This window comes from Phormidesmis sp. 146-12, assembly GCF_052939495.1.
The window spans coordinates 16,962-30,661 of record NZ_JBJPHS010000066.1; the positions used below are offsets into that span (position 1 = coordinate 16,962).

The window sequence follows — 13,700 nt, forward strand, 5'->3', positions numbered from 1 at the left end:
AGTCCGCTTAAAACTTCCTATCAGTTACGCTTTATTTAACTAAGGTTCTCTGCTCTATTTCTCCATTGAGAAGGGGTGATGCCATACGATTGCCGAAACTGCCGGAAAAAATGGTTAACGTTGGAGTAACCAACTTTTTGAGAAATTTCTTCAATTGTTTGTTTAGTTTGCTTCAATAGCTTCTGCGCTTCAAACAACCGTCTTTTTACTATCCAGGCATTGACAGTACATCCCGTTTTGGCACCAACAGTTTTAGTCAAGTAAGCAGGCGAATAGTTAGTGATTTGGGCGACATCAGCTAGAGATATGGCTCGATGATAGTTTGTATCGATGAAATCGAAAACTTCTTGAAGCTCAGGAATGATTGGAAGGAGAATCGTTTCACAGCTCGATTCAGTTATGGAAGTAGGCGAATCAGAACTGCAATTGAACCGAAAATGCTCCGCTGAATTATGAGGAAAGCGTTGGTGATTTCTTTTCAGCAAATCAACATAGTAGCTTTGTTGTTCCTCAGTCCAGGTTTGGTCATGTTGGGCTAAGAGCTTCAGGACTTTGAGGGAAAAACTGGTTGAGCCGAGTGCTTCAAAAAGACAATTTAGGAAAACCTGTAGTTCTGCTTCGACAGAAAATTCAGCATACTGTCCTTGGTAATTTGCCTTACTCTCGATACCCATAAGCCACCTATCCTCGATTTTCTGCTCAGTGTTCGCGATAACCTCAGATTCCGTGACGATCTTGCTGAGTTGAAGAAGTATCAAAAGATAGCCCGTCAGCGGTTGTTGAGCAGATTGCTTTCAAATAGTCAGCCGTTCTCATTTCAGAGAGTGAGGCTTTGAGGCTCTTGCATAAAAGGTCAGTCAAAAAACTGCCGAGCTTTGGCAAACTCACTCCACTGTGAAAATCGCCGCCAAGCAGCAGTTAAGCAATGCTGTGAGCCATCGCAATGACTTGCATTAAGTACCGATGCTAGAGCATGGGCTGACATAACCCTTTTGTACTGACTTACATGTAAGTAAACACCCTTTAATCAGAAATGTCAAGCTATAGGTAGAGCTTTTTGGGGGAACCGTCAAATCTTGTTACAGCAACTTCACGCATACGAGGGATGGAGTTGGCAACAGCTTAGACGTAAGCAATTAGACATCCACAGGTAATAATCGCAATCCACAGGATGAGTGAGAGAATTGCGATCGCTCGCACAGCCTGTGGAGGCTTCACGCCTTGGTTCCACTGTTGGATTGATGGATAAAATCTCCAGTGAAAGACGATCGCGTTCATCCCTGCACTTAAAATCAACATTAATTTCAGTCGAAAGGCAAAATTGAGCGCGATCGCAGGGGCATCTATTGCAAAGAGTAAAAAACCTGAAAGAAGGATGACTCCAAAGCTGGCATAAGCCCAGGGCAAGAGATGTTGTGCCAGGTCTGTGACCAATACATGACGGGAAGCACCCAGCAATCGTAAATCAAACATTGCAACAGAGCCAACCAGAAGAGTAATGCTAAAGATATGCAACGCTTCAATTAGAGGATAACCCCAAACCCATTGGCGAATTGCCACTGCTAACGCGCTGTCTTTCAACCAGATTAACCACTCTGTAGCGACTGGTGATTCGATCATCGGAGTTCTACTGTCTTTTGACCAATCATGATGCGCTCTGCCCGCATCTCCCGGCTATCTGATCGATTGGGGTAGCCCACGACTCGGACAGTCTGCCCCACTTTGAGAGCGCCTTGAGGTAATCCACGACGTTGCATTCGAGAGGGGGGAGCCAGCACTGCTCTCCATACTTTTTTGTCAGGGGCTTCCAGTTCAATCACTGCATGGGGGTTGTCATAGCCGACACTCCGAATTCTTCCAGTGAGATTGAGCGTCTGCTTGTCGTTGAACTCGCTCCACCCATGATGAGCCTCTGCTTCAGGCGTTTCAATGAGCGTTGTAGCCATTGTTAAGGTAGCTGAAAGCGCGATCGTGATCACAGACCATATCCATTTGTGTTGCATGAGATTAGCCTCAAATGTGGAGTGGGTCGAAACACCAGCCGCTTGAGCGGGGTGCAAGATGTCGCATAACGACTTCACACTAACGACTTCACAGTCATGAAAGATCGATCGTAAATTTTTTTTCACCAATCATTTATGTTCAGTTTATTTGACTCCTGGATACTGGCCGTTGTGGACATACAATTGCCCCTTCCCCAGTGCTATGGAACCCTCAAACCCTCACTCTACCGATTCCAACGTCGAGCAACTGTCGCTGTTTGCTCAAGATGCAGATCCCTCTTCAGTCCGCCGGAAATCTTGGGTGTGGCTAGCAGTCTTGGTGGCGATCGCTGGCGGCTTTACAGTTTGGCGTTTTTTGATTCCGATTGGTAAGCCCCAAGCTGCGATCGCACAGTCACAAGCAAGTCCGCCGCCTCGCGCCGTTGAAACCACAACGCTGAAACTTGGCAATGCTGAGACTCGAATTCAACTGATTGGACAAGTTGAAGCCAGTCAGCAATCCACGATTCGAGCGCAAACTGGTGGAGTGGTCAAGCAAATTCTAGTTCAGGCGGGCGATCGCGTCGAGCAAGGAACTACGATCGCAGTTCTGGATGATTCAGATCAACGACACGCCGTATCAGAAGCACAAGCTCGTCTCGCCCAACAGCGCAGCAATCTGGCCCGTTTGGAGGTCGGGACTCACCCAGAAGTGATTGATCAACGTCAAGCGGCTCTCGCTTCAGCGCAAGCTAGAGAACGTGAAACGCAGGATAATCTACGACGCACCAAAGATTTGGTAAAACAAGGTGCCGTCTCGCAGCGCTTATTGATTGAGGCTCAAACCGGAGTGGATGCAGCACGAGGAGAACAACTTGAAGCGCGAGCAGAACTTGCAGAAGCGCAGGCAGGTCCCATTCGTGAGGAGATTGAAGCGCAAAGAGCTAACGTTGCAGCCGCCGTTGCAGCCTTGAATCAAGCACAGCTCTCCCAACAGCGAACTAGAGTGATCGCACCCGCAGCAGGAGTTGTGCAAACGCGACGAGTCAGTCAAGGGGATTTGGTTGGGCTGAATAGTGAGTTGATCACGCTGGTCGATCGCAGCCAGCTCGACGTTTTCTTAGAAGTTCCCGAAAATTTAGGGAGTCAAGTTCGACCCGGAATGGCGGTTGAGCTGACCACCCGCGCTTTACCTAATTGGAAACAACGCGCGACGATTACCGCGATCGCACCGACGGCAGATCAAGCGTCTCGACGACAACGGGTTCGGGTAGAACTTGCTAACCCACCGCAAGGCTTGATTCCCGGAATGGCTGTTGAAGCGACACTCATTCAACCCAGCAATCGAACTGGATTTGTGGTCTCGCGAGATGTGTTAACACAACGCCAAAACCAATGGTTTGTCTTCACGATCGTAGATCAAAAAGCCAAGCCGATCTCCGTCGAAATCGTGGCAGATATGGGAGCGCAAGTTGCGATAGCGAGTCGTGAACTACAACCTGGACAAGCGATCGTCTCTCGCGGTGGAGACGGTTTACAAGACGGCATGACCGTTAAGGTAGTAAGCAAATGAACTTAATTGAAATTGCAGTCCGTTGGCGACACGGCACGTTTGTTTTATTTTGTCTGCTTGCATTGCTCGGAGTGTTTTCGCTACTGAACTTGCCGTTAGAATTACAACCTGGGGGAGATCGACCGGAAATCACCATCACCACCACCTATCCCGGCGCGGCTCCAACAGAAGTTGAAAATCTGATTACTCGCCCGATCGAGGAGCAACTAGAACAAGTGCTTGGAGTTAAAGAAATTAGCAGCACTTCGAGTTCTGGGCGGAGCAACATTTCACTAGAATTCAATGAAGGCTCCAATGTGCAAGAACGGTTAGTAGATGTGAGTAACCGCTTGCAGCAAGTCGAGAGTTTGCCACCCGAAGCGAATGAGTCGAGTGTAGATCTTGTCGGTGGAAATAGCTCCCCGATGATGTGGATTCCGTTTTCACCCCAAGAAGGATTCCAGGCGGATGCAGATCGGTATCGAGATTTAGCTGAAGAGGTGGTTGTTCCACGTTTGAGACGAGTTGAGGGAACGGGACAGTTTTTAGTGATTGGCGGACAAGAGCGAGAAGTTGAGGTTAAAGTCAACCCGAAAGCACTTTCTGATCGTAATTTATCGATCGGGGATGTCGTTCGGGTTTTGCAAGAAAATAATCGTGATATTCGAGGTGGGCCGCTCAGGCTCGGTCGCAGAGAGTACCGGGTCAGAACAGTGAGTCGAGCTGAAGACTTATCCCAAATCGAAAATTTTGTGCTGCGTCGAGATAGCTCAGGAACAGTTTATATTCGCGATGTGGCAACGATCGCAATGGGTCGTAAGCCGCAGGACAGCGCATTGATGCGGGATGGTAACCTTACGGTTGCGATCGCGGTGATGCGGCAAGTTGGGGCGAATGTTCCGCAGGTCGCGAAAGGCGTTCGAGACACGATCTCGCAACTGCAAACCGAGTTTGACCAACGCAAAGAAGGCATTCAATTTGCCTATCACTACGATGAAAGCCAGTACATCAATCAATCTGTTGGATTTGTGGTAGAAAGCATCATCAGCGGCGCCGTTCTTGCAACAATCGTGTTGATTTTATTTCTAGGATCAATTCGGACGGTTGCTGTGATTATGTTAACGCTTCCGGTTGCCTCCATCATGGTCTTCGTTGTGATGTCATTGCTAGGGCGCACGCTGAATATCATTAGTTTGGCAGGGCTTGCGTTTGCTATTGGCATGGTGGTTGATAATGCGATCGTCATTCTCGAAAATATCTTTACCCACCTGCAACAGGGTAAACCTGCAATGAGAGCCGCGATCGACGGAACGCAGGAAGTTTGGGGCGCAATGCTGGGATCGACCCTCAGTAACGTTGTGGTCTTTGTTCCGTTGATCCTGGTCACGGGTGAAGCGGGTCAGCTTTTTGCAGACATGGCGATCGTGTTGTCCTGTTCAACCCTGTTTTCATTGTTTATCGCCTTCACACTCGTTCCGATGTTGTCAGGACTCTTTCTCAACGAGGCTGAAGCAAGACGAGTGTTGAGTAATCAATCCGCTTCGACAAATCCACGACCGAGAAGCATTTTCGGCCGCATCGAACAGGCAGTTTTTCTCACATCTGCTATCTTTCGACATTTTCAAGGCAAGCTGGAATCTTTTGTGGCATCGACAGTCAGTTGGTCGATCGGGCGTAGACGAGTCGGTCGTCGATTGTTGATGCTGTCGATTCCAGTTGGGTTGTTGATCACGAGTATTTTTCTGTTGCCTGCGATGGACTATTTGCCAGAAGGAAATCGCAACTTAGTCGTTTGGCGAGCAGAGCCACTACCAGGGACTAGCATTCCTGAAGCGATCGAGCAGTCACGTCCGGTGCAAGACTTTCTGCGATCGCAGCCAGAAATCGAGCGAGTTTTATATGTCGATCGACCAGGCGTTCGAGCCGTCACTGCAATTCTCAAGCCCCAGTTTGCGACCACTCAGGGACTTGCTGACATGATTGAGCGAATGCGGCGGGCCAGCCAAAATTTTGCAGGCTATCGGTTTCTCGTTCCCACGCGGTTTTCTATCTTCCGTGACCCAGGGAAGGAGTTTGAAATTGATATCATCGGGGCTGATCTCAACCAACTTAGTAATATCGATCGAGAGATTTCAGGCAAGATTCGGGCCATGAGTGGCGTTAGAAATATTCGATCAAATTTTGTCATGGGAGCAGGTGAGTTACAGGTCATCCCAAATCGCGAACGTTTGGCAGAAACAGGACTTTCAGAAGCCGAAGTCGGTAGCTTGGTCGAAGCTGCGCTCGGCGGTCGCTTGGCATCTGAGTTTCTGGATGGAAAAGAGGAGTTGGATATTTCGGTGGAGTTGCAAAATACGTCCGTCCAAACGCCTGAGCAACTGCGGCAACTCCCAATATTTGGACAAGGCGGGCGACAGGTGCAACTTTCTGATGTTGCCGAAGTACAAGAAACTACCGGAGCCGATGTGATTAACCATGTCGATCTGGAGCGATCGATTACTCTGACGGCTTCTCTGGCCGCTGATGCTCCCCTGGGTCAGATTGTCGATCGCGTAGAGCAAGAAATTTTAATTCCGCTGCGATCGAGTCTGCCAGCAGGCTATCGAGTCGAGTTAGCAGGGTCTGCTGATTTATTGGCGCAGACGATTACTCAGTTAGCATCGGCATTTGTATTATCCATCTTGGTCACTTACTTGTTGCTAGTCGCCTTGTATCGTTCGTTTCTCTATCCATTGGTGATTATGGCAACGGTTCCGATGGGAATGAGTGGTGCCTTGTTGAGCTTAGTGATTGCTAACCAGGTTTTTCGATTGAATGTTCCGTTAGACATGATTACTGCGCTGGGATTTTTGATTTTGACAGGCGTTGTTGTCAATAACTCCATTTTGCTGGTCGATCGTGCTTTGCAACTCCAGCAAGAGGGAGAAGACTACGATGCCTCTTTGTACAACGCGACAAAAGATCGTCTTAGAGCCATCTTTATGTCAGCGGGAACGAGTGTCCTGGGAATGTTGCCGCTGGCAGTCCTGCCGGGACAGAGATCTGAACTCTATCAAGGTTTAGGAATTGTCCTCACAGGTGGATTGGCATTTTCTACAATTCTGACTCCAACAGTCGTTCCGGCACTGATGGGGCTTTTGCGCGACATCACTCACCGCAAATCTACGCTGCAATCTGCCCAACCGACTACTCAGCAAACCAGCTCACGCTAATTCTTCGAGAGGTCTCAATGGAACTTATTCAATCGATTAAACTCAGGATGAACTCTGCATTCAAATATTTAATGTCGGTTCATTGGTGGATGGCTGCGGTGTATTTGATTTTATTTGTCACGGGAACGTTTATGTCACAACTGGATCGATCGGTTTCATTCCGAGGTGCATTTTATGATTTTCATAAGTCGATGGGGGTGTTATCGATGGCGTTTCTGACTTGGCGAATTTTTCTGTTACTACAAGTGTGGTGGAAAAAATATACGAAGCGATCGCCAAAATTTACGGTTGCCTGGTTTAAGACTGTAGTACTTCATACCAGCTTGTATGTCTTGATGTGGGGTGTTCCGGTCAGTGGATATTTTTTCTCTAATTCTTTTAGAGCCAGAAACGTCAAGCTTTTTGGATTAGTCTTACCAGATTTCTTCTCAGAAGACAAAGCACTGGTAGAAGTCGGGCGGAGTCTACATTTTTGGTTGTCTTATACATTTCTGGCATTTGTGGTGCTGCATACGATCGAGCAACAAAAAGTGATTCGTGCAAATTGTCGCAGATTCAATCATTTCTTAAGATCCTTGAGGAAGACGGCATAGGCTGTAACTTATGGACTCCCCTCGAAATGTGTTCCCCCAACTAACCACATGATTGATAAGATCACACCAACAAACTGCAACACAAGCCTCATGTCAACGTTTCCTGCATGGTACCGAGTCATCGCTGGAGTTCGCCTCAGATTGTTAGTCTGGTATTCTCTTCTGACCGTAGGAACCGCGCTGATCTTGCTACAAGCCACGCGCCAAATCTTCTGTCACAGTCTTCAAACTCGTTCAGAAGAGGCACTCAGCCAACGGGTTGAGCAATTTGAGTTAATGGTTGAAAGAAATCGGCTCGAAGGTGAGCAATCTGCAAAGACATTGCCCGCTTTGTTCGATCGCTTGCTTTCAAATTATGCGCCAACTCGCAATGAGTACATTGTGATGCTTATTGGGGATCAGATTTATAAAACCAGTTCGCCCTTACCCAAAAATTTTATACCGCGTGAAATCATCCAAACTTGGAAGCAAGATGGTTTATCCTCCTACGGCAGCCTATCGACTTCAAATCAGAAAATCAACTACGCGGTAGAACCCATCACACTCGGTGACGAAACGGCTTACATCGTCGCGATTCACGATGCCTCTGCGGGATTTCAGGCGATTGATCGCGCGATCGCACTCGTTACTCAGGTTGCGCTGATCACGTTAGCGCTCTGTCTTACTTTGGCATGGATTATGACCGGAAAGATTTTAGCACCCCTCAAACTTCTAACTACCACCGCCCAATCGATCACAGAATCTGACATGACCCAACGCATCTCAATCCAGGGGCGCAACGAGATTGCCGAACTAGGTGATACCTTTAATGAAATGCTCGATCGCTTGCAACTTGCCTTCGACAGCCAAAAAGAATTTCTCAAAGATGCCAGTCACGAATTGCGGACTCCTATTACCGTGATCCAAGGGCATTTAGAAATGCTGAAGTATTCGCCTGATCAGCAAGAAACAACCATCACACTACTGATGGACGAACTCGATCGCATGTCTCGACTGGTGAACGATCTCCTGATTCTCGCCAAAGCAGATCATCCCGATTTTCTCCATCCCAGAGCTGAAGAATTAGACTGGATGACCGAAGAAATCTACCTGAAAGCTCGATCGCTTGCCGTTCGCGATTGGCGGCTAGAAGCCAAAGGGTTAAGTCCGATCACAGTCGATCGTCAGCGCCTCACCCAAGCCATGATGAACTTGGTTCAAAATGCCATCCGCCATACTCAAGCAGGCGATACAATCACCCTAGGTTCGTCAATCAAGGGAAAATATGCCTATCTATGGGTTCGCGACACGGGTGAAGGCATTGCTCCCGAAAACCAAACTCGTATTTTTGAGCGATTTGCACGGGCAACTAAACAAGATGTCACGGTTGAAGGACATGGGTTGGGACTCGCGATCGTCAGCGCAATTATCCGCGCTCACCAGGGCTGGGTCGAGCTAGAAAGCTATCCGGGTCAAGGCTCTACTTTTATGCTTGTGATGCCTCTTCATTCTCTGGATACCGATGAGCAGGATACTAATCGCCGAGGACAATCTTCGCATCTGCGCCTTTTTGGAAACCGGACTTCAGGCACACGGGTTTAACTTAACGATCGTCCATACAGGAAAACAGGCAACCCAAATTGCTCAAAGCGGCGATTTTGATCTCTTCATTCTAGATTTGGGATTACCTGATCTCGATGGACTGGAGGTTTTAGCCACCATCCGGGGACAGGGTGAGACATTACCGATCATCGTGCTGACCGCTCGTGATGGACTAGACGATACCTTAGCTGGGTTGAATGGTGGAGCGGATGACTATGTTACCAAGCCGTTTCGGTTTGAAGAATTGTTGGCGCGGGTGCGCGTTCAGCTACGCAATCGTCAAGTTCCACGCATTAAGGAAGAAGGAATTCTCAAAATTGGAACGATGATGCTGAACCTTTTGACGCGACAGGCGTGGGTCAGCGATCGAGCGGTCGATCTCTCAGCACGAGAATTTTTATTAGCAGAAGTCTTTCTTCGCCATCCAGGACAAGTTCTGACTCGTGAACAGCTACTCGATCGGATTTGGGGCTATGACTATGATCCTGGCACCAATATTGTGAATGTCTATGTGGGACACTTACGCAAAAAGCTAGGCGAGGAATGTATTGAAACGGTGCGGGGCATCGGGTATCGCTTTCGGATTTAGCACACAATTTGAGTTAGAACTGGAGCAATTATCTGAGCGTGAGGAATTGCCTTGTTGTGATACAACTCCCCTAGTTTAGAAACTGCATCTAAACGCTCTTCTGGTTTCTTGGTTTGATCTTGAATAATTTTCAGTAAAGCGCTGGCTATAGAATTCTGTATCTCTTTCAATACATCAGGTCTAAGTTTGTTTGTCTCTAAAGATTCAAACGCTTGAATACGAAAATCTGTGTCGTCATCGGAGTTCTCAGCGATCGCTAAGATTGCACCGTTAAGTTTTCTTTCTAAAGAGGTTGGGTTAATGCCACCTGGAATGAGATTTGATTTATCACGAGCAAAACGCTGCAAGTTAGAGAGGGCAGGTAATAATGAGGAGTCGCTGATACTCGCCATCCGCCGAGTCCTTGGTAAATGATTGATCAAGATAACGCAGAAGAATTGGAAGGGCATCTGAGCCGCAGGTAGCCAAGGACTCTACAAGAGAAGGATCGGCGCGCAGACTTTCGATATTATTCTCGATTTGCTGCACACTACATCGATCTGGTCGCGCTAGAGCTGGTTGTGAAATAGATAAAGATTCGTCTGTCAAAATCCCCAAAGTAGCTAATAATACAACTCCGTGCTTTGATAGCCCGCGAATCATCCTAAATACCCTTTCGGAAAGTACTCGCCTACATCAAGCCAATGGAATGAGAATTAAATAACTTCAACAATTGTAGAGTCTCGGATCGCCCTCCTCACGAAGTGGGGCGAAGCCCTCGCCAAACCTTCTACCAAAGGAGAAGGGGTCTAGAGTCTGGTTCCCTCTCCTTGGGGAGAGGGCTAGGGTGAGGGTGAAATTTCGGAGTTATTTAATCCACGATCCATGTTTATTTTATTTATGCGTTTATTTTATTTATGCGAAAAATTTGTATGCAGGGAGTTTACTTGCTAAAGATACGCATGTCTTACTCTTTGGCATTTTTTTAAAAATTGACAGAATCCTGTCTTCATCATGCAATAAATAAAGAATTTATGCTATTTGAGCCTTGCATCCTGTGGGGCACAACAAAAGGCAATTCTACAGATAAATCCAGAGGGCTAACAATACTGGAAAGCGACGTGATACGGAAACGGTCATGCGTCGTTTGGAGGGGGGCGATTGGAAAAGTGCCAGCACTGGTAACTCGTTGGTCGCCTACCCTACCTCAAGCACGGTTTTGAAGACCAGCGGGGCCAGTGACAGCCTCGCTGAGTTTAATCAACGCTCCAAATTTCAGCCAGCGACGGCACGAATACCTCAACGCCTGCGACGATCGGGTATGGCTACTATGTGCCGCCTCTAGTCACAATTTGCCGGGATAGTGGGTTGACTGTGCCAGACTTGCGTCCTGGAGGGCAATATTACGTGGGTTTTGATTGGGGTAACGATGAGCCATCGGTGATCGCTAACGGAAATGGGATCGCTCGATTTGAAAATGTTGACTTCCCTGAGCCATATACTTCCGATGGCGCTCGTCGGGCCGTCATCTTCTTCATTGATCCTGAACACCCCTGGATAGAAACAGTGGTTCAGGCACCTTATTTGGCAGAAATCCCAGGCTGTTGATCATTTCTCACTTCCCCCTAGAACTTGTGCCATCTGAGATCGATCTCAGCTTCGCTCACATAGCCTTCCAGTTTCGAGGTTTTCTCATCTTTCAGGAAGTTGGGGCGACCTTCACAAACCTAGAAGGAACCGATGACTGTGATGCAAGGTAAGGATCGATCGCTTGCCTTAAAACCCGAAAATTTCTGAGAGTCTTATAGCGAAATATCACAATCCAGCCTTTTTATTAATAAGTGTTGCAGTGACTTGATCCCTTTGCTAGGGTATGCAGGTCGAATGATTACGGGTTAATTCTTGCAGCTAGGAGTTGTGTTTCATGCTTTACATCTTTGACTCTAACCCCATCCCCTGAATCCCTGAAGTGCGCTATGGGACTGGAAAGCAGCAGGCATAGATAGGTCGATTGAGCGATCGTTGCGCCAATTCAGTCCCCCCAAAGACTTTCCTCAGCTTTTTTGCACCCTCATCCGTTCAGCAAAGGCTGAGAACACTCGAACACCTCAGCATCGGAGGCTTTAACATGAATATTCAGGGAAAGACCGTTCTCATTACGGGAGCTTCTCGTGGCATCGGACGAGAGATCGCGCTGGAGTTTGCCAAACAGGGCGCACAGCGCATCATTTTAGTCGCCAGGACTCATTCACGCTTGATGGAAGTCGCCACCGAAATCACGGCTCTGGGTGCCGAAGCGGTTCCTCTGGCATTAGACTTGACCCAACCTGTCGAGGTCAACATTAAGGTCGCTCAAACGTGGCGAGATTATGGGCCGGTTCATCTCCTGGTCAACTGTGCCGGGGTCGCTCATCAAGTCCCCTTCTTACAATCTCAACTGCCTCACATCCAAGAAGAGATGGCGATTAATCTAATGGGCATGTACACCATGACTCGGTTGATTGCGAGACGCATGGCCGTACAGCGACAAGGCACGATCGTCAATGTCTCTAGCCTGATGGGGAAAATTGCCGCTCCGACGATGGCCACTTATTCAGCCACTAAGTTTGCCATTCTGGGGTTTACTCAAGCCCTGCGAAGTGAGCTATCGGATCACAATATCCGGGTGATTGCCCTTTTGCCTTCTCTCACCGATACAGACATGGTGAAGAACTTTCAGTGGTTTCGATGGGTGGTGCCGACGACTCCGCAAAAGGTGGCTCAATCTCTCGTGATGGGGCTGCAAAAGGAATCGCCGGAGATTTTAGTGGGCTGGCAAAGCCAGCTTGCTGTGTGGGGAAATCGTTTTATCCCTGGTCTGATGGAGAAGGTTTCAAAATTAGCGGCTCCTTTGCCCCAAGATCAAAGCCTTGAAAGGCTCAGAGAAGCTGGAGCCAACTCACGTTAGAGCAGTCTGTTAAAGTCTCTCAAATCAAGGGCTATTTTCACTCCTCACCCGCCCCTAGAACGAGTCGCTTGATTGGAGCCGTTACGATTGCTTGACGCAAGTAGTTTGAGCATCGGAAGTGTTTCGAGAAGATCAGTTTGCGTCAGACGATCCAGCGTGGGAGATGGAATTGAGGGCAGTTGGTGAGACAGTTGTTGAGTACTCGGACGCGATCCAGTTGCACTCTTCGCGCTAACGGTCGTGTTCATCGGACGCAGACAAGCTCTGCAAATCAGTAAAGAAGGCTGATACGTTCCGCTGCAACACGGTTGTTAGATCGCTGACTAGAGAATTGCTAGTAGAAGCTTAGATGAAAATAGAATCTTACAATACTTTGACGCGATCGGGGAATATGATCGAGCCAACCGACTGATCAAAGCTTTGTGGGAAGGAGAGTCTAGGGATCTGTCTAGATGCGTCTGAAATCGTGCCCTACAGCGATCAAACAGGCTTCGATGTGTATCTAAACTTGCGCGATCGTAAAAGCCGGGGGCAAGCCTTCATCGATGGGCTGAACCACCAGGGCAATGAGTTTTCTGTGCTATGCGGCTGTATTAAGGATCTGAAATTTGAATACGATCGCCTCAACCCGCATCGAGTCAAAACAGCGATGGTGTTCCGCAAACCTACTAAAACCGACTCGAAAGCAACGACCGAGAAACTCTGGATTCCCGCAGAAGAATTTGCGGCAAAAGTGCCAAAACTGCTCAAGAAGCCAATGACGCGAGTGATGGGGTCAACTGGCGAAGGCAAAGGAATTTTCGTCAACCTACTGCTGGCAATCGAGGCAAACCAGGCAGTTTCCACCTTTACGCGGCTGCATGACCCAATGGACGATTCCGCAGAGGATCGCTGGAGCATCCCCAAAGCCTCCAAAGGAATAGCCGAAAGCCATAAAGCTGTAAAAGCCTTTGTTGCAGAGTTCGATCGTCGAGTAGAAAACGGCATTGCCCAACCAAAATCGCTCGACGTTTTCGATGAAATTGACCTTCTGGCAAATCGCGACAGCACCGTGAATAAATTGTTATTGAATTGCGCCAAAGGAATGCGGCACAACGGCATGAGAGCGATCGTGACAGGGCAATCTCCCAGTGTGGGAAAAAAGGGGCTGGAATGGGCGATCGTGACAGGGCAATCTCCCAGTGTGGGAAAAAAGGGGCTGGAATGGGCAGATACAGCACCTTGCAAATAGATGAAGTACAAAAACAAGTGATTGAAACTTTCGG

At 48.1% G+C, this 13,700-nt stretch carries 14 protein-coding genes; 9 read left to right on the plus strand and 5 right to left on the minus strand.

What is annotated here, in order from left to right; all coding sequences use genetic code 11:
- Positions 1-35: 35 nt before the first annotated feature.
- From ACKFKF_RS23340 to ACKFKF_RS23350, 3 genes are all read right to left on the minus strand, one after another.
- Positions 36-674 (minus strand): helix-turn-helix domain-containing protein, encoded by a 639-nt coding sequence (locus ACKFKF_RS23340; protein ID WP_446862378.1) that lies wholly within the window; start codon positions 672-674, stop codon positions 36-38.
- Positions 675-1,122: 448 nt separating this feature from the next.
- Positions 1,123-1,620: a DUF6644 family protein gene (locus ACKFKF_RS23345; RefSeq protein ID WP_446869887.1), complete on the minus strand. Its 498-nt coding sequence runs from the start codon at positions 1,618-1,620 to the stop codon at positions 1,123-1,125.
- Entirely contained in the window at positions 1,617-2,003 is a 387-nt protein-coding gene (locus ACKFKF_RS23350; RefSeq protein ID WP_446869888.1) for a DUF6152 family protein, read from the minus strand. Before ACKFKF_RS23350 ends, ACKFKF_RS23345 begins: the two co-directional genes overlap by 4 nt.
- 202 nt (positions 2,004-2,205) lie before the next feature.
- Here ACKFKF_RS23350 and ACKFKF_RS23355 point away from each other — a divergent pair, with 202 nt between their 5' ends.
- From ACKFKF_RS23355 to ACKFKF_RS23375, 5 genes are all read left to right on the plus strand, one after another.
- On the plus strand, positions 2,206-3,555 hold the full coding sequence (locus tag ACKFKF_RS23355; RefSeq protein WP_446869889.1) for an efflux RND transporter periplasmic adaptor subunit: 1,350 nt from the start codon (positions 2,206-2,208) through the stop codon (positions 3,553-3,555).
- Complete coding sequence (locus tag ACKFKF_RS23360; protein ID WP_446869890.1) at positions 3,552-6,746, plus strand: efflux RND transporter permease subunit; 3,195 nt, start codon at positions 3,552-3,554, stop codon at positions 6,744-6,746. Before ACKFKF_RS23355 ends, ACKFKF_RS23360 begins: the two co-directional genes overlap by 4 nt.
- 47 nt (positions 6,747-6,793) lie before the next feature.
- Positions 6,794-7,339, plus strand: a complete 546-nt coding sequence (locus tag ACKFKF_RS23365; protein WP_446869891.1) for a cytochrome b — start codon at positions 6,794-6,796, stop codon at positions 7,337-7,339.
- A gap of 90 nt (positions 7,340-7,429) precedes the next feature.
- Entirely contained in the window at positions 7,430-8,920 is a 1,491-nt protein-coding gene (locus ACKFKF_RS23370; protein WP_446869892.1) for an ATP-binding protein, read from the plus strand.
- On the plus strand, positions 8,841-9,509 hold the full coding sequence (locus ACKFKF_RS23375) for a response regulator transcription factor (RefSeq protein ID WP_446869893.1): 669 nt from the start codon (positions 8,841-8,843) through the stop codon (positions 9,507-9,509). The genes ACKFKF_RS23370 and ACKFKF_RS23375 overlap by 80 nt, the downstream gene beginning before the upstream one ends.
- Here ACKFKF_RS23375 and ACKFKF_RS23380 read toward each other — a convergent pair.
- Positions 9,506-9,901 (minus strand): hypothetical protein, encoded by a 396-nt coding sequence (locus ACKFKF_RS23380; protein ID WP_446869894.1) that lies wholly within the window; start codon positions 9,899-9,901, stop codon positions 9,506-9,508. The genes ACKFKF_RS23375 and ACKFKF_RS23380 overlap by 4 nt on opposite strands.
- A gap of 725 nt (positions 9,902-10,626) precedes the next feature.
- Between ACKFKF_RS23380 and ACKFKF_RS23385 the strand changes: the two genes are divergently transcribed.
- The 3 genes from ACKFKF_RS23385 (at position 10,627) to ACKFKF_RS23395 (ending at position 12,435) form a co-directional block, all read left to right on the plus strand.
- Positions 10,627-10,833: a hypothetical protein gene (locus tag ACKFKF_RS23385; protein WP_446862482.1), complete on the plus strand. Its 207-nt coding sequence runs from the start codon at positions 10,627-10,629 to the stop codon at positions 10,831-10,833.
- Positions 10,834-10,862: 29 nt separating this feature from the next.
- On the plus strand, positions 10,863-11,096 hold the full coding sequence (locus ACKFKF_RS23390; protein ID WP_446869895.1) for a hypothetical protein: 234 nt from the start codon (positions 10,863-10,865) through the stop codon (positions 11,094-11,096).
- Between the two features lie 520 nt (positions 11,097-11,616).
- Positions 11,617-12,435 (plus strand): SDR family NAD(P)-dependent oxidoreductase, encoded by an 819-nt coding sequence (locus ACKFKF_RS23395; protein ID WP_446869896.1) that lies wholly within the window; start codon positions 11,617-11,619, stop codon positions 12,433-12,435.
- A gap of 44 nt (positions 12,436-12,479) precedes the next feature.
- Here the strand turns inward: ACKFKF_RS23395 and ACKFKF_RS23400 are convergent, their stop codons facing one another.
- The gene (locus ACKFKF_RS23400; protein ID WP_446869897.1) at positions 12,480-12,683 is read right to left on the minus strand and encodes a hypothetical protein; all 204 of its coding nucleotides are present in this window, start codon (positions 12,681-12,683) and stop codon (positions 12,480-12,482) included.
- Between the two features lie 218 nt (positions 12,684-12,901).
- Here ACKFKF_RS23400 and ACKFKF_RS23405 point away from each other — a divergent pair, with 218 nt between their 5' ends.
- Positions 12,902-13,666, plus strand: a complete 765-nt coding sequence (locus ACKFKF_RS23405) for a hypothetical protein (RefSeq protein WP_446869898.1) — start codon at positions 12,902-12,904, stop codon at positions 13,664-13,666.
- Positions 13,667-13,700: the final 34 nt, after the last annotated feature.